At 68.9% G+C, this 16,546-nt stretch carries 13 protein-coding genes; 7 read left to right on the top strand and 6 right to left on the bottom strand.

Features of this window, described 5'->3' with window-relative positions; translation table 11 throughout:
* Positions 1 to 57: 57 nt before the first annotated feature.
* From E4K62_RS03815 to E4K62_RS03805, 3 genes are all read right to left on the bottom strand, one after another.
* On the bottom strand, positions 58 to 1,050 hold the full coding sequence (locus E4K62_RS03815; protein WP_135063710.1) for a carbohydrate ABC transporter permease: 993 nt from the start codon (positions 1,048 to 1,050) through the stop codon (positions 58 to 60).
* Between the two features lie 7 nt (positions 1,051 to 1,057).
* Positions 1,058 to 2,449: an N-acetylglucosamine/diacetylchitobiose ABC transporter substrate-binding protein gene (gene ngcE, locus E4K62_RS03810; RefSeq protein WP_240742807.1), complete on the bottom strand. Its 1,392-nt coding sequence runs from the start codon at positions 2,447 to 2,449 to the stop codon at positions 1,058 to 1,060.
* A 72-nt stretch (positions 2,450 to 2,521) separates the two neighbouring features.
* Positions 2,522 to 3,424, bottom strand: coding sequence for a sugar isomerase domain-containing protein (locus E4K62_RS03805; RefSeq protein ID WP_135063707.1), 903 nt, complete (start codon positions 3,422 to 3,424; stop codon positions 2,522 to 2,524).
* 118 nt (positions 3,425 to 3,542) lie between these two features.
* Between E4K62_RS03805 and E4K62_RS03800 the strand changes: the two genes are divergently transcribed.
* Positions 3,543 to 6,506: a discoidin domain-containing protein gene (locus tag E4K62_RS03800; RefSeq protein ID WP_167747733.1), complete on the top strand. Its 2,964-nt coding sequence runs from the start codon at positions 3,543 to 3,545 to the stop codon at positions 6,504 to 6,506.
* Positions 6,507 to 6,581: 75 nt separating this feature from the next.
* Here the strand turns inward: E4K62_RS03800 and E4K62_RS03795 are convergent, their stop codons facing one another.
* Entirely contained in the window at positions 6,582 to 7,556 is a 975-nt protein-coding gene (locus tag E4K62_RS03795) for a MurR/RpiR family transcriptional regulator (RefSeq protein WP_135063701.1), read from the bottom strand.
* A gap of 50 nt (positions 7,557 to 7,606) precedes the next feature.
* Between E4K62_RS03795 and E4K62_RS03790 the strand changes: the two genes are divergently transcribed.
* Together E4K62_RS03790 and E4K62_RS03785 are read left to right on the top strand one after the other, a co-directional pair.
* Positions 7,607 to 8,602 (top strand): N-acetylglucosamine kinase, encoded by a 996-nt coding sequence (locus E4K62_RS03790; protein ID WP_167747732.1) that lies wholly within the window; start codon positions 7,607 to 7,609, stop codon positions 8,600 to 8,602.
* A gap of 166 nt (positions 8,603 to 8,768) precedes the next feature.
* The gene (locus tag E4K62_RS03785; protein ID WP_135063695.1) at positions 8,769 to 10,151 is read left to right on the top strand and encodes an HNH endonuclease signature motif containing protein; all 1,383 of its coding nucleotides are present in this window, start codon (positions 8,769 to 8,771) and stop codon (positions 10,149 to 10,151) included.
* Positions 10,152 to 10,188: 37 nt separating this feature from the next.
* On the opposite strand, the gene E4K62_RS03780 is transcribed toward E4K62_RS03785, so the two are convergent.
* On the bottom strand, positions 10,189 to 10,764 hold the full coding sequence (locus E4K62_RS03780) for a helix-turn-helix domain-containing protein (RefSeq protein ID WP_135063692.1): 576 nt from the start codon (positions 10,762 to 10,764) through the stop codon (positions 10,189 to 10,191).
* A 35-nt stretch (positions 10,765 to 10,799) separates the two neighbouring features.
* On the opposite strand from E4K62_RS03780, the gene E4K62_RS03775 reads away from it, so the two are divergent.
* From E4K62_RS03775 to E4K62_RS03760, 4 genes are all read left to right on the top strand, one after another.
* Entirely contained in the window at positions 10,800 to 12,377 is a 1,578-nt protein-coding gene (locus tag E4K62_RS03775; protein ID WP_240742806.1) for an FAD-dependent oxidoreductase, read from the top strand.
* Positions 12,378 to 12,451: 74 nt separating this feature from the next.
* The gene (locus E4K62_RS03770) at positions 12,452 to 13,033 is read left to right on the top strand and encodes an isochorismatase family protein (RefSeq protein ID WP_135063689.1); all 582 of its coding nucleotides are present in this window, start codon (positions 12,452 to 12,454) and stop codon (positions 13,031 to 13,033) included.
* 142 nt (positions 13,034 to 13,175) lie between these two features.
* Positions 13,176 to 14,477 (top strand): MFS transporter, encoded by a 1,302-nt coding sequence (locus tag E4K62_RS03765; protein ID WP_135063686.1) that lies wholly within the window; start codon positions 13,176 to 13,178, stop codon positions 14,475 to 14,477.
* A complete protein-coding gene (locus E4K62_RS03760; RefSeq protein WP_135063683.1) occupies positions 14,474 to 15,730 on the top strand; it encodes a M24 family metallopeptidase in 1,257 nt (418 codons plus the stop codon). The genes E4K62_RS03765 and E4K62_RS03760 overlap by 4 nt, the downstream gene beginning before the upstream one ends.
* 10 nt (positions 15,731 to 15,740) lie before the next feature.
* Here E4K62_RS03760 and E4K62_RS03755 read toward each other — a convergent pair whose 3' ends face one another.
* A complete protein-coding gene (locus tag E4K62_RS03755) occupies positions 15,741 to 16,532 on the bottom strand; it encodes an IclR family transcriptional regulator (RefSeq protein WP_167747731.1) in 792 nt (263 codons plus the stop codon).
* Positions 16,533 to 16,546 lie beyond the last annotated feature (14 nt).

Genomic DNA, 16,546 nt, shown 5'->3' with positions numbered 1-16,546 from the left:
GGATGCCGCGGGCGCCGGCAGCATCCGCCCGCACGATGGTCTCCGTGTGCGTGATGGTCATGCCCCGGCACCTCTCCTTCTGTCTCCGCCGAGCAGTCGGAAGATCCCGAAGATGATCCCCGAGTAGATCAGGATGACGAGGGCGAGGAAGACGCCCATCGCCGTCGCGTCACCGAACTGTCCCTTGGTGAACGCCGTCATGTAGAGGTACTGCGTCAGGGTGAGGGTCGAATACGCCGGGCCGCCCTGCGGGTTGAGCACCATCATGAAGCCGAAGGAGTCGATCACCATAAGGCCCAGGTACACGTACGAGCTCTGGATGCTGGCGAGGATCTGCGGGAGCGTGATCGACCATGCCGTGCGGGCTCGCCCCGCACCGTCCAGGCGGGCGGCCTCATACGTCTCTCCGGGGATGCCCTTGATGGCCGCGATGAAGAGCACGACGTAGAAGCCGACGAGCGCCCAGAAGATGACGAACATCGACGCCGCCATGGCGGTGTCGGCGTCGCCGAGCCACGCGAAGCTGGCGAACTCCGTGAACCCGAGTCCGGTGAGGACGCTGTTCAGCAGACCCCGGGTCGGATCGTAGACCTGGGCCCAGATCAGGCCCACCACGATCGCGGGGATCGTGTACGGGAAGAAGGTGATGATGCGATAGAAACCGCCGCCTCGCAGCCCGCGGACATGTCCGACCGACGGACCACCGGCCGTGACGGTGAAGGCGATGAGGAACGCGGCGGCCAGCACCGCCGTCGGCAGGACGAGGCACAGGAGCAGCGAGTTGCGAAGAGCCGCTAGGAAGACGGGGTCGCCGAACATGGAGGTGAAGTTCGCCAGGCCGACGAAGTTCATGTCCTGTGAGAACCCGCGCCAGTCGGTCAGCGAGTAATAGAAGGCCTGAAGGAACGGGCTCGCGATGAAGACGACGAAAACCGTCACCGGGAGGACGAGGAAGGCCACGATGAAGGTGGCGCGCTGCACGCGGATCGTGCGGCGCCGGTCGGCCGCCCGCGGCCGCGGGCGGCCGACCGTTGTGTGGGAGGTAGTCACGGCAGCTTCAGAAGGTGAACTCGACCTTGTCGACCGACGCGTCGGCGGCGACCTTGTCGGACATCGCCTGGACCTCCGCCAGATACTCCTTCGCGGTCATGTCGCCGCTGAGGAAGGACAGGAGCGGCACCGCGTGGTCGATCCCGTAGTACTGGAAGTACTTGTTGGACAGCACCCAGTTGAAGATGTCGTCGCCCGCGTTCTCCATCGAACTCATGGTCGACGCCAGCGCCGTCGAGCCGAATCCGTCAGCCGGAACGGTGTCCTTGACGATCGTGGGAGCGAGGGTCGTCTCCGAGAAGTGCGACGCCGCCTCCTTCGAGAGCATCGTGCGCAGCAGCTCCTTGGCCCCCGCGACGTTCTCCGCGTCGGCCGGGATCTCGAAAGGCACGCCCGCACCCGCCTGCACTGCGGAGTAGGGCAGCGCGGAGTCCGACGTCACCGTCGGGAACGGCGCGACCGTCATATCGAACCCGGGCGCCGTGGCGTCCTTCATCTCGTTCTCGATCCAGCTTCCCGACGGATAGAACAGCGCCCCCTGGTCCTGGCTCCACTGCGCCTGCGCCTGGGTGAACTGGGTGCCGGCACCGCCGGGCATCATGTAACCGGCCGCGATCGCCTCCTCCATCGCCTCGTACACCTCGACGACGGCGGGGTGCGACCACGCGTCGGGCTCGAGGTTCGCGATGTCGGCAATGACCTCCAGGCCACCCTCCTTGATCGCGGAGTCCAGCATCATCCACTCGTAGTAGTTGGCCGCCTCCTTGCCGAAGGTGAAGAGGTAGAGCCCCTCCTCCTTGGCCTGCGCCCCGAGATCCAGCAGCTCATCCCATGTATGCGGCACCTCCCAGCCGTGCTCTTCGAGCAGAGAGCTGGAGTACCACAGGCCGATCACGGTCATCACATAGTTCGCCGCGACGAACTTGTCACCGTACGTTCCGTCGTCACGGACGCTGGGGAAGACCGCGTCGGCGATCTTCACGCCGTCGAGGTTCTCGGCATCCCACAGGTCATCGAGCGGTTCGAGCTGGCCGATGATCGTGTCGGTGGGGATGGGTGCGGCGCCGTCGTTGCTGAAGAGGTCGGGCGGGTCGCCTCCGACGAAGCGCGGCTGCAGCTCCTGGGCGATGCCGTTGGAGGGGCTCACGCTGACATCCACGTCAGGGAAGTTCTCCTGCAGGATCTCGCCCGCGGCGGAGACATAGTCGATGCCGTAGCCCCCCTCGAAGACCACCGCCTCGATGGACGAGTCGGCGGCGAGACCGAACGGGTTGTCAGCAGTGACTTCGCCCGCCGGCCCCTCTGGGGATGCGGACCCCGCACAGGAACTGAGCACCAGCGTGAGCGCCAGCGCGCTGGCCGCGCCCACTGCGGCGCGGAATTTGGGAAGAGCCTTCACAGTCTTTCGCCTTTCGATTTCGGGTGTGTGTCGGTGTGGGTGAGTGGGCGGCTATTGGCCGCGCCGTGCCGGCTACGCCGTCGCCGCTTCCTCGGCCGGTGCGACGAACGGGTTGATGCGCTGCCCGTAGCGGGCCTCGATGCGCTGGTTGTGCGCATCGCCACCCGGGATGTTGGCCGAGAGGAAGATCGGCGGTTCGGTGCCCGCCGCGGTCAGCTTCTCGACCGCGCCGAGAGTGAGCAGCTGTGCGATGTAGGCAGCCGTGATGGATGACACGGGCCCCACCTTCGGACCGTCGCCGATCTGGATCGTCGCATCGCCGTAAGGCGCCAGGTTGTCGATCGTCACGTTCGCGACCTCGAAGAGCCTCTTCCCGCTCGGGTGCTTGGACTCGACGCCGCGGCTGTGCTCCAAGCTCGTCACGGCGATCACGGGGTGCCCCTCCTCCTTGGCGCGCAGCGCGAGACCGACGATGGACCCGTTCGCACCGGAGTTTGAGGCGATGAGGAAGCAGTCGGCCGGACGGATGTCGTACATCGACCACAGCGTGTCCACCACATCGGGGCGACGCTCGAACTCCGGCGTACCCAACCACGAGCGATCGTACGCCCCGGTGAGGACGAGGTCGTTGAGGCGCAGCGCGTGCGACGGGATGAAGCCGCCCGCGCGGCCGGCGATCTCCATGGCGAAGGCCTCGGAGTGCCCCGTGCCGAAGGCCTGGGCCACTCCGCCGTCGGCGATCGTGCGCGCCAGGATGGCGATGGCCTCGTCCAATCCTCCCGCCTGCGCCAGCGCGTCGAGGGAACGGAGTCGGTCGGCGACCTGTGCCGAGAAGTCAGCGGATGCATGCACCGGGCTTGCGCCCCTTTCATTGAAATTCACTTCGAGTAAGTCGAACTGATGATGAAAGTATCTTCCGAAAACGAGACTGTCAACCACGGTGGTCGCCTCGAGATTGAAGAAATTGACTTTCATGCGGTTGACATCCAGATGAAAGCATCTCTACGCTCCCACGTAATGCGGGCGCTGGAGCCCCTCAGGACGGAGACCATCGATGCATTCCCCTGCCCTTCCCCGCGCACGACGAACGGTCATGGCTCTCGCCATGGCCGTGGTAGCGACGCTGCTCGCGTCCGCAGTCTCGGCGCTCCCCGCCGCCGCAGAGAGCCGTGACGACATCGCCTCGTATGCGCCACCCGGAACGATCAACGTCGCGCGCGCAGCCGCCGCTTCGGTGAGCAACTCTGAAGCGGCGTGGCCGGCCGACAAGCTCGTCGACGGCAACCCCGGCATCTCAGGAATCAACCTGTGGGTAGCCGCGGACACCGGCGTGGATGCGGGCGGATGGGCGCAGCTCGACTTCGCCGAGCCGGAACCGATCGAGCGGGTCGTGGTGTTTCCGCGTGGCGACCTCTACGGGGCCTACTTCCCCATCGACTACACCGTCACGCTGCTTGGCGACGGCGGAGAGAGCGTCTGGAGCACGCGCGTCACCCACCCCGACCAGTGGACCATTGTGTCCGAGCCCGACGTCATCGATCTCGAGGCGCCGGTCACTGCATCCGCTCTTCGCCTGGATGTGACGAAGCGCTCCGCTCGCGAGGGCGGCATACTCCAGCTGGCCGAGATCGCCGCCTTCGCCGAGGGCGTCGCGAGCGAACCTGAGGAGCCCGAGGAGCCGCAGGGTCCGGAGAACCTGGCGCGCGGGGCGGTCGCCGTGGCCAGCAGCAGCTACGAAATGCCCGGCGAGACGTGGGCCGCGGCGCTCGCCGTCGACGGCTCCCGGGGCACCGGATGGAGCACGAATCCCTACGATCGCGTGCAGGACCCGGCGGCCCCTGCCACGCTGACTCTCGATCTCGCTTGCACCGTCGACGTCACGAGTCTCGTCGTCGCGCCGCGCGAGAAGGCATTCCCGAGGGATTACCGGCTGCAGGTATCTGCGGATGGCGACGCGTGGAGCACCGTGGCGACCAGCACGGGCAACCCGGGCGTGCAGCCGACCGCGCAGGAGTTCGCGCTGGCGAACCCCACCGCCGCGCGATTCGTGCGGCTGCAGGTCGATGTGCGCAACGGCCCCTCCGGCATCGACGGCTACCTCGCCCAGATCTCCGAGCTGGAGGTCTACGGAGAGCGCAACGCGTGCGTCATTCAGCAGAAGCCGGCGCTGCTGCTTCCCCCGGGGGCGACCGACGCGCACTGGTTCTCGGTGGTCGGACCGCAGCCGGAGATCTCGGTCGCGTCGTCGGACCCGAGCGTGGTGACCGTGGCTGCGGACGGCACGGTCACCGCCGTCGCGGTCGGGACCTCGACGGTGACGCTCACCGCCGGTGACACGACACTCAGCCTCCCCGTCGAGGTCAGCGATGACATCGAGCGCATCGGCGACGAATTCGCGATCACCGCATTCTGGCCGCCCACCATCGACTACGTGGGGGACGAGCATTACGACAACCTTGCCGAGGCCGGGATCACCATCGTGCAGAACAACCAGATCGAGACGTCTGCTCGCCACGTGAACCTGGAGATGGCCCGCCTCGCTCATGAGCGCGACATGCAGATCATCGTTCAGGACAGCACCGCCGGATCCCTGGCGACCATGTCCGCCGACGAGGTGAAGGAGTGGGTGAACACCTACCGGAACGTTCCGGGCGTGGGGGGCCTTTACCTCATCGATGAGCCGTCGAACGCCGTCGCGTACGCGACCGCCTTCAACGCGGTCCGCGAGGAGGCACCCGAACTTTACCCGCACTTGAACTTCTTCCCGTACTTCTACTACGGGGGCGAAGCGGGCAACGACAAGGCGATGCAGGACTGGATCGATGCCACGAACGGCCGATCGATCGACGATCGGGACTACCTCATGTACGACATGTATCCCTTCCGCGAGGGCGACACGAACCTCGAGGGCATGTTCACCAACCTCAACACCGTGCGCGAGCTGGGTCTGGAGAACTCAGTGAAGACCGCGATGTACCTGCAGGCCGTCGGCATTCCTGGAAATCTCCGGCGCCCCGTGCCGGCGGAGATCCGCTACGAGGCGAACGTCGCGATGGCCTACGGCTACAAGCAGCTGTCGTACTTCACGTGGTGGACGCCGACGAACCGCGGAGAGCCGTTCACCGACGCGATCATGACCGCCGACGGGAGGAAGACCGACCTGTACGAACCGGTCAAGCAGCTCAACTCGGAGATCCAGGCCCTCGGCGACACGCTCATGCGACTGGATGCCGAGCAGGTCTACCTCAGCGGGACGGCGTACGGACAGCCCACCGTGCCGGCGGATTTCTTCGTCCAGTCGGAGGGAGACGGCGACCTGGTCCTGTCCCGGATGATCGATCGCGAATCCGGCGAGGAGTACTTGTTCGTGGTGAACAACAGCTTCACCGCCGAGCAGAGCATGGAACTGTCGTTCGACGAGACCATCGGAGCGCTGCGCGAGGTGAGCCGGGAGGACGGAAGCCTCGGTGCACCGATCGAGCTCGACGGGCAGACCCTCACCCGGACCTTGTCCGCGTCGGAGGGGGTGCTCTACCAAGTCGCCGACGCGACGGACCCCGAGGACCCGGCCGAGCCGACGGACCCGACCGCGCCGGCAGACCCGACCGCGCCGCCCGCGCCGGTCGACCCGGGGGCGGACCCGGCGGCCGGGGATCAGGTCGGCGGCGACTGGGCGAACGTCACTCTGAGCAACGGCGGACGAGTGGAGCGCGGTGACACCCTCTCGGTGACGCTGACGGAGCTCCAACCCGGCCAGCAGGTCGCCGCGACGCTGTTCAGCGAGCCGATCACGGTGACAGGCATCCCGGCGGCGAATGCGAGCGGCACGGTGACGTTCTCGGTGCCCGTCCCGGCTGACTTCGCGGTGGGCGCGCACACGCTGGCCATCACCGCAGCGGGACTGCCCCAGATCAATGTGGGCGTCACGGTCCTGGCTGCCGGCGCCCTCGCGGTCACCGGAGGGCAGTCGCCCTGGGCGTTCGCGCTGGCCGGCGCGCTCCTCCTCGTCGCGGGCGGGCTGGTGTACGTCTTGCGCCGACGAAGCCGCGTGGCGTAATCACCCGGAAACGGACCGGCCCCCACCGCGAGGTGAGGGCCGGTCCGTTTCAGCGCAGCGACGAACGGACCGCTGCTAGTCCACCGGGTGCCGCCGGTTGCGGCCCAGCACTTTGTGCCGCTGCACCGCCGCGCGGGCATTCTCCGCGTATCGCTGCGAGCGCTCCGGATCGATCCACGAGACGAGCAGGTACAGCAGATCAGCGGCGAACACCTGCGTGTGCGAGGAGGTCAGCGTCCCGAGATCCAAGTAATCGTCTCCCGGCGCCGTGCGGATCACGACGTCGGCCAGATCAGCCAGCTGCGACCGAGGGTCGCTGGTGATCGCGACGGTCTTGGCTCCCGCAGATCGGGCCATCCTCAACATCTCGACTGTCTCTCCTGTCGAACCCGAGGCCGAGACGCCGATGGCCACAGCGGTCGCGTGGAGGGAGGACGCGCTCATGATGCCCAGATGCAGGTCGCTCCAGCTTCGCGCATTGATGCCGATCTGATAGAGCCTCTCGGCGAGCCCGTTCGCGACCGAGCTCGAGCCGCCGACGCCATAGACGTCGATGTGGACGCTGGCCGCGATCATTCCGGCGGCGGTGCGGAAACTTCTCATGTCTACGAGATCTCCGGAGGCCTGCAGTGCCTGGATGTGTGTCGCAAGGAACGTTCGCACCAGCTCCTGGTCGCTCATCGCGGGGTTCACCATGGCTCCGGGTTCCCCCGCCAGGCCGTCCTGACCCACTGAGCGGCCGAGGTCCGCCGCTGCGCCGACTCGAAGCTGAACGTACCCGCCGTAGCCGATGAGCTTGCAGAATCGCGTGATCGTGGGCGCCGAGACCGCGGCGCGTTCTGCCAACTCGAGAATGGATAGATTGACGGGCAGTTCTGGATTCTCGAGGAGGAGGGTGGCGATCTTCTCCATCGACGGCGAGAAGCGCGACTGGGCAGCTTGCAGGCGAGCCCGCATGCCGAATTCGGCGGGGAACGAAGAGGGCTCCGATTGTGGCATTGCGGGTACTTTCGTACAGGGTATGGTGCAGTACATGAAAGATACTTTCATAGCACCTGTGCCGTCAACCGCTCCCACCGGGCGGCACACGTGAGCGTATCGTGACGACTCGCGTATGGGTCGCAGTGGACGCGGGCGGGTCGTCCACGCGCTGTGCAGTCGTCACCGCGGACGGATCGTGCATCGGCTACGCCCGCGCGGGTGGAGCCAACCCGATCTCTCGAGGGATGCCGACGGCGATCGCTGTGATCCGCCAGTGCATCGCAGCTGCCCTCGAGGACGCCGACCGCCCGGCCTCCACTGTGCACGGCGTCGTCGTCGCGATGGCCGGCCTCGGCCTGGCAACCCCGCTGCAGCAATCGGTGGCGGAGTCGCTGCGATCAGACGGGATCATCGCGGACGTCCACGTCGAATCCGACGCGGTCGCAGCGTTTGAAGCGGGAACGCATCGCACGTCGGGATACGTCTTGATCAGTGGGACAGGCGCTGCCGCGCTGCGCATCGAAGAGGGGGGCGTTGCAGCCACCGCCGACGGGCTGGGCTGGCTGCTCGGCGATGTGGGCTCGGGGTTCTGGATCGGGCAGCGTGTGGCGACCGCCGCGCTGGAGGAACTCGACGGTCGCGGGCCCACCACAGCGCTGACCCAGAAGGTCCTCGACCACTTCGGCATCGACGAGGACCGACGTCGGCAGCGTGACGAGAGCCGGCGGCTCGTTTCGGTAACGGACCTGCTCGTCCGCGTGTACGGCGGGCCGGCCATCAGTCTCGCGGAACTGGCGAGGTTCGCCTTCGACGACGTCGACGATGAGGCGTCCCGTGGGATCCTCGCTGAGGCTGCCGCTGGTCTCGCCACGACTCTTTCAGCCGTGATGGCTCCGAGCCTGCCTGGGCCCGTCGTCGTGACCGGCGGGGTTCTCGCGGGCCAGCCGCGCCTGCGCCGCGGCGTGGTGGACGCCATGGCTCTTCGCGGCCACGAGGTCGAGCTCGAGCGGGTGCCCGACGGACTCGCCGGCGCCGTCACGATCGGCCTGCGCCGCGCCGGTGTCGTCATCGACGCCTCCAGGCACGCCCATATCCGGGAGAGCCTGCGGCGATAGTCGAGGGTCGTCAGCGGCAGCGCCGCCAGCACTCTGCCCGAAGGGCGACGCTCGACGACCGGGTGTGTGGGTCGATGCGGCTGTGCGAAATCGACTTATCCACAGGCCGGCTCCGGCGCCCGATCGGGCGGCGTTCGATGTCGGTGGCCCTCGCTAGCTTGGCGGTATGGAATACAGCTCCTCGCCTGGGGAAACCACCGCAGCGGACGCCGCCCGCATGCGGGCCGGTCTGGCCGGGTTGCAGGACGCCGACGCCGCCGTCGCGAAAGCGCAGGCGAAGCGGATCCGCTCGCTCGCCGCCCTCGCCGAGGTGGCCGCCGGCCAGGTGGCACGGATCCGGTCGCGGGACTCGCGGGAGCGGGAGATGCCGGTGCGATCCGTCGCAGCCGAGATCGCGTTCGCCACGCACGTGCACGACATGACCGCGCAGAAAGAACTCGGCGACGCCCATACCCTGGTCACGAGGTTCGCCGCCACCGTCACCGCGCTGGAGGGCGGCCGGATCTCGAAGCGGCACGTGGATGTGATCTTCGAAACCGGGCTGCCGATCGCCGACGACCAGGTCCGCGCGGCGTGGGAGGAGACCGTCCTGGACTACGCCGCGCGGCAGACGCCGGGGCGGACGAAGGCGTACGCCCGGCAACTGGCCGAAGCGGTCAACCCGGAAGGGATGACTCTCCGGCACGCCAGGGCGCTGGAGACCCGGGGTGTGTCGGTTCTCGACCTCGACGACGGGATGGCGCTCCTGCAGCTGCGGCTGCCCGCGGCGGTGGCGTACGGGATCCGCGACCGGCTGCGCCGGCAAGCCCGTGCCATCCGCGACGCCGCGAACACCGAACGCGCACGCCGCGCCGAAGCCGGCGCAGTCGAAGAGGACACCAGTGAGGGCGCCGCCGTTGAGGCAGCCGCTGGGGACGAAGAGCCGGTCATCGACGACACGCGCACCCTGGTCCAGATCGGCGCGGATGTCGCCGCCGACATGCTCCTCACCGGCGCCCCCGCGATCGACCCCACCACCGGAGAACACCTCCCCGGCGGGCTCGGCGCCATCCACGCCCAGATCCAGGTCGTCGTCCCCGTGCTCACCCTTCTCGGAAAGACGGATGCCGGTGCCAGCCTGCACGGGCAGATCCCCATCGACCCCGACACCGCCCGGCACCTCGCCGGCACCACACCCGGATGGGACCGGGTGTTGTGTCACCCGATCACCGGGACCGTGCTCGAAGTCGACCGATACACCCCCGGCACCGACCAACGCCGCTACCTGCAAGCCCGAGACCAGCACTGCCGCGGATTCGGATGCCGACAACCCGCGCACCGATGTCAGATCGACCACAACCACGAACACCACGACGGCGGACCCACCGCACTCAGCAACCTCGCCCACTTCTGCACCCGACACCACACGCTGAAAACCGAAACCGAATGGACCGTGCGGCAGTTACCGGATGGAACGGTGGAGTTCACCAGTCCCCTCGGCAACACCTACACCGACGAACCCCCACCACGGGTCATGTTCATCCCCGACGGAGACCCACCACCGTTCTGAACCGGCTCGCTCAGGGGATGCGGCGACGGGCACGGCCTCAGTCCCCGCCGTCCGGCTGCGCCTCGACACCGCGCGTATGGATCCGCTCCCCCGACGCACTGAAAATGCTCACCACCTCCACCGGGCCCTCCGCCGTCGCACTCAGGCTGTGGGGGGTGCGGGTGTCGAACTCGGCCGCCTCGCCACGCTCGATGAGGTGCTCGTGACCGTCCAGAGCCAGGCGCAGGCGCCCACTCAGCACGAACACCCACTCGTATCCGTCGTGGACGCGCGGGGCGGGAGCCTCCTCCGCCGGCGGAAACGTCACCTTGTACGTCTTGATCGGAGAATGCTCCAGCGTCAGCGGTGCGATCACCATGCCGTCGCGGCGCTCGACCGGGCGACGGATGCGGGGATCCGCCGGCGTCGCGGGCAGCAGGTCGTCGATGCGCAGACCGAGCTGCCGCGTGAGTGGGAGCAGCAGCGCCAGCGACGCCTGACGCTTGCCCGACTCCAGACGCGACAGCGTGCTCGCCGACATCCCCGCGCGCGTCGCGAGGTCTTCGAGCGTCCATCCGCGGTCGCGACGGGCGGCGCGAAGGCGCGGTCCGATCTGGTCCAGGGCGGCATCCATGGTCCGAGCTTGCCATATTCGCAAGAACGTTTGCCATGAGCAACATCCGTGACGACGCTGGAGACATGACGAACGAATGGGATGCCGTGATCATCGGCGGGAGCGTCGCGGGACTGAGCGCGGCGCAGATGCTCGGACGCTCACGGCGACGCACGCTCGTGACCGACGGCGGGCAGCCGCGAAACCGCTTCGCCGCGCACATGCACGGAGTGCTCGGCCACGACGGACTCGACCCCGCGGCGCTGCTCGAGAAAGGACGTGCCGAGGTCCGCGCCTACGGCGTGGAGATCGCCGAGGGCACCGTGACGGCACTGACCGATGAAGGCGACGCCCTGCGCGTGACGCGCGCCGACGGATCGGAGGACACCGCCCGCGCGGTCGTCATCGCCACCGGCATCCGCGACGCGCTGCCCGACGTGCCGGGGCTCGGCGAGGAGTGGGGGCGAACAGTCCTGCACTGCCCGTACTGCCACGGGTGGGAGGTCGCCGGCGGCCGCCTCGGCGTGCTTGCGACCTCGCCGGCGAGCCTGCATCAGGTCGAACTCGTGCGGCAGCTGTCCGACGACGTCGTCGCGTTCACCGCCGAGGCCGAGCCGCTCCGCGAGGAGGCCGTCGCGCGGCTCACCGCCCGCGGCATCCGCATCGTCCCCACTCCGGTGCGGGCGGTTGCGCCCGGCACCCACGGGCTGACCGTGGAGACACAGGACGGCGACGCGCACGTCGTCGACGCGGTCTTCACCGGCGGCGACCCGGTGATCGACCTCGCGTTCGCCGACAGCCTCGACCTCGCCCGCGTCGACCAGCCGGGCGCTCCCCTGGCGGTCGACCTCCGGGGTGCGACGAGCCATCCGCGGGTCTTCGCCGCCGGCAACGTCACCGCGCCCTACGCCAACGTGCCGGTGTCGATGGGAGCCGGGTCGATGGCGGGAGCCGGCGCGAACGCGATGCTCGTGACGGAGGAGGTCGACCGCGCCGTCGCCGAGCGCACCGCGCAGCGCAATGCGGAGTGGGAGGAGCGCTACGCCGCGCAGGATCGGTTCTGGTCGGGCCGCGTCAACGCGACGGTGGCCGAGATCGTGGGCTCTCTCGAGCCGGGGGCGGCGCTGGACGTCGGCTCGGGCGAGGGCGGCGACGTCGTGTGGCTGGCCGAGCACGGCTGGCGGGCCACGGGTGTGGACGTGTCAGCCACGGCCGTGCGCCGCGCGGCGGAGTTCGCTGCGGAACGCGGCGCGGACGTCCGCTTCGTCCACGGCGACGGCGCAGCCGCCGTCGAGGGTCGGTTCGACCTCGTGCTGGCGAGCTTCCTGCACTCGCGGGAGGCGGACTTTCCCCGCATCCGGATGCTGCGAGACGCCGCCGAGCGCGTCGCCCCGGGTGGGCGCCTCCTCGTCGTCTCCCATGCGGCGCCGCCGCCGTGGGCGGCGCACGAATCGTCCGACCACCACCCGGGTATGCGCACGCCCGAGGAGGAATGGGACCTGCTCGAACTAGACCCGGCGGCGTGGCATCCGGAAATCGTGGAGATACGCCGCCGCGAGGCGACCGCGCCGGACGGCGCTCCCGCGCACCTGGACGACGGCGTTCTGCTCGTGCGCCGCGCGGTGACCGGGTGAGTGTGGCGGGATCCGGCCGCCCGGTGACCCGACGGGAACTCGCGGCGGCGGTCCGCACGCATGAGGATGGTGCCATGACCTCCGCCTCCGCCACCGCCCTGCTCGTGATCGATGCGCAGGAGTCCTTCCGTCAGCGCGCCGACGAATGGGCGGAGACGGCTAACCCGCAGGTCATCGCCAACATCGACCGGCTCGTCGAGCACGCCCGCAGCGTGGGCGACCTCGTCGTGTGGATCACGCACGCCGACCCCGGGTCGGGCGGCGTCTTCGATCCGGATAGCGGCCTCGTCCGGGTGATCTCCGATTTGGCGCCGGCCCCCGACGAGCTCCAGCTGCAGAAGACCACGATCAGCGCGTTCGCGTCCACCGACCTGGAACAGCAACTGAGGAGCGCGGGCGTGCGGCGGATCGTGGTCTGCGGCATCCGCACCGAGCAGTGCTGCGAGACGACGACGCGGGCGGCGAGCGACCTGGGGTTCGAGGTCGATTTCGTCACGGACGCGACGACCACCTCCGCCATCGCGGCCGGCGACACGTTCGGAGCGGTGTCGGGCGAGGACATTCTGCGGCGCACCGAGAGCGTGCTCGCCGCGCGCGGGTTCGCGTCGATCCGCACGACCGCGCAGGTCGTGGACGGCGCCTCCATCGGCGTCTGAGGCACGCCGCAAGGCCGTGCGCGCTGCCGTCTCGGGCACGCGCGTAGTGCGGTCGTGAGGGTGATGTCAACCCTCCTCCGCGAACCCCTCACGCCGTCGCATCCTCTCTCCTGAAGCGTCACCGTTCAGGTGAGGAGTCCTCATGACCAGCCTTCAGCCCGATGCCCGAACCACGCGACCCACGTCGCTGCGCCGGGTCGTCCTCTCCGCCTTCGCCGGCACCAGCATCGAGTGGTACGACTTCTTCCTGTTCGGGTCGGCTGCCGCTCTCGTCTTCCCCGCGGTGTTCTTCCCTGAGTCGGACCCGGGAGTGGGCCTCCTCCTGTCGTTCATGACGTACGGCGTGGCCTTCGTGGTCCGTCCGCTGGGCGGAATAATCTTCGGCCGGCTGGGCGACTCCATCGGGCGGAAGAAGGTTCTCATCGCCACGCTCATGCTCATGGGCGTGGGGACGTTCCTCATCGGCTGCGTGCCCGGCTACGACACCATCGGCATCTGGGCGGCGGTCATCCTCGTGCTCCTCCGCGTCACACAGGGGCTCGGGCTCGGCGGCGAATGGGGCGGCGCCGCGACGCTATCGGCCGAGCATGCCGACGGCGCCGGCCGCAGCGTCAGCCGAGGGCTGCTGGCCTCGTGGATGCAGCTGGGCGTGCCGGCGGGGAACCTCCTCGCCGTCGGCGCCCTGTACGTCATGCAGGCGGTCATGCCGGAGGAGCAGTTCCTCGCCTGGGGATGGCGGATCCCGTTCCTCGCGAGCGCGGTCCTCGTCGTCTTCTGCTTCTGGATCCGCGCCGCCGTGGAGGAGTCGCCGCTGTTCGCCGACGAGCAGCCCGATCCGACGCCCCTGCGGACGATGCTCCGCTCCTCGTGGCGGCAGGTGCTGCTGACCATCGGCATCCGCATCGCCAGCGACGTGTCGTACTACGTCTTCGCGGTGTTCGCCCTCTCCTACATAGCCAATACGCTGCAGCTTCCGCCGAGCGTCGGACTGACGGGGGTCATCCTCGGCTGCCTCGCGCAGTTCGCCGTCATCCCGGTGTCGGCGCATCTGTCCGATCGGGTGGGGCGCCGCCCGGTCTACGTCGCGGGTGCGATCGCCGTGGGCGTGTGGGCCTTCGTCGCGTGGCCCCTTATCGACACCACCAACGAGGCGCTGGCCGTGCTCGCCATCGCGGTCGGGATCGCCGCCCAGGGGATCATGTACGGGCCGATGGCGGCGTTCATCACCGAGATGTTCCCCACCAAGGTGCGCACCACCGGCGCCGGCTTCGGCTACCAGGTCGCCGGCATCCTCGGCGGCGCGCTGGCACCCCTCCTGGCCCAGCTGCTCACCCAGTCCTTCGCCACCACGTTCGCGGTGAGCGTCTACGTCGCGATCACCGCCGTGATCGCGGTGACCTCCTCGCTCCTGGCCAAGGAGACCAGCCGAAAGACACTGCAGTGAACCTTCCCGTCTCCGCGCCATCCACCGACACCGCACTCGCTCAGATCCGGGCCCGGCTGCGCGAGCGGGGCCTCGCGGGATACGTCGCTTTCACCCCGTCGAACCTGCTGTACACGACCGGGTTCCGCAGCTACTTCGTGTCGGAGTGGTGGCGCCTGCACGGCACGGTCCTCGCGTTCGTCCCCGCCGACGACGACCTTCCCGTCACCGTCATGCTGGGCGATTTCGAGGAGAAGACGGCGCGTGCCGCCGCCCCTGACGTGAAGATGCTCACCTACCGGCTGTGGGTCGACCTCTCCACGGCCGAGCGGATGGCGCGGGCCGACGGGGCCCGCGAGACCCAGCGCCCCGCCCAGTGGGACGCGGACGAGCTGGATGCGCGGACGCGCGAGGCGCTCCACAGCCTCCGCATGGCCGAGGGCCGGGTCGGCACCGACCTGCCGCACCTGAACCTCGACACGTGGGCGCGTCTTCAGCGAGCCGCGCCCGCCGCGACGTGGGAGGACTTCACCGACGACATCTACGAGATCCGCCTGATCAAGCAGGAGTGGGAGGTCGAGCGCCTGCGCACGGCGGTCGAGCTGTCCGAGCGCGGCATGACCGGCGCCATGGAACTGGCGCGCCGCGGCATGACCGCATCCGACATCCGCGCCGCCTACCAGGTGGCGGTGGCGACGGCGGCGATGTCGGATCGCCGCTTCGCGGGGTACACCGACAACTGGGTGCTGCCCACCGTCGGCGGGACGACCTCGGCCGGCTACGGCAGCGCCGACGGCGGCCTCGCACCGGGTGACCTGGTGAAGTTCGACTGCGGCACGACGGTGCAGGGCTACCGGAGCGACGGCGGCCGCACCTTCGCGTTCGGTACGCCCTCGGCCGAGGCTCAGCGCCTGTACGACGTGCTCGCGGTCGCGCAGAAGCGTGCGAGGGACGCGCTGATACCCGGAGCGCGCATCGGCGACGCCTTCACCGCCGCGATGTCGTACGTGCACGACTCCGGCTATCCGACGTTCAACCGCGGTCATGTGGGCCACTCGATCGGCATCGACACGTTCCACGAGGAGCCGCCCTTCATCTCCCCCGCGTGCGACGTGCTCGTGCGCCCCGGCATGGTGTTCGCCGTGGAGGTGCCGACCTACACCCCCGACGTCGGCGCGATCATGATCGAAGACCTCGTGGTCATCCGCGACAGCGGAGCCGAGCTCCTGCACACGCTCCCCCACGAGCTGACCGTAGTCCCTGTACGCGACTGAGACTGTTGCTTCAGGAACTGCGGGCGGGAGCGGCCACGGGCGCGGGCGTCCCGCCCAGCTGCCGGGTCACGGTGGCGCAGGCGGTGCTGAGCGCCGCCACCGACGCCAGCATGCGGTCGCGGGTGAAGCGCTGGGAGGGACCGGAGATCGACAGCGCGGCGACGATCGCGCCCGTGGCATCCGACACCGGCATCGCGATGGAGTTGACGCTGTCGATCGCCTCGTTGAAGGCGATCGCGAACCCGTCGCGGCGGTATTCGGCGAGGTTCGCGCGGATGGCCTCGTCGGAGAGGGGATGGTCCACCGCGTGATCGAGCGCGCGGTTCGCGAGCACGGCCTCGACCTGATCCTGCGTGAGGGCGCCCATGAGCACGCGCCCGTTGGCCCCCGACCACAGCGGGTAGAGCTTGCCGAGCTCGGGGGCGAAGCGCAGCTCCTGCGTGCTCTGCACCTCCTCCAGGAACACGCGGGTGTGCTCGACCGCGACCGACAGGCCGACGGTCTCCCCCACGGCGTCGCGCAGCGCCACCATCTGTGGACGGGCCGCGGTGATGAGGTTCAGGCCGCTGTTGTAGCCGAGACCGATGAGCAACGCACGCGGGCCGATCATGTACTTCTGCGTGCTCTGATCCTGGGTCACCATGCCCGTCGCGGCGAGCGTCGCGAGGAGGCGCTGGACGGTGCTGCGCGGAAGACCGGCTGAAGAGGCGAGCTCTCGTGCGCTCGCCCCTTCCGACAATGGTCGAAGGGCCCCCAGGACGTGGATCGCTTTGGCCACCGAGTTGTCCAGAGCCGCGTCCACCCGCCCAGAGTAAC

The organism is Microbacterium wangchenii (assembly GCF_004564355.1).
In the GTDB taxonomy this organism is placed as follows: domain Bacteria; phylum Actinomycetota; class Actinomycetes; order Actinomycetales; family Microbacteriaceae; genus Microbacterium; species Microbacterium wangchenii.
Note: the sequence above shows the minus strand (reverse complement) of the source record. Positions and strands in the feature narration are given on the sequence as shown.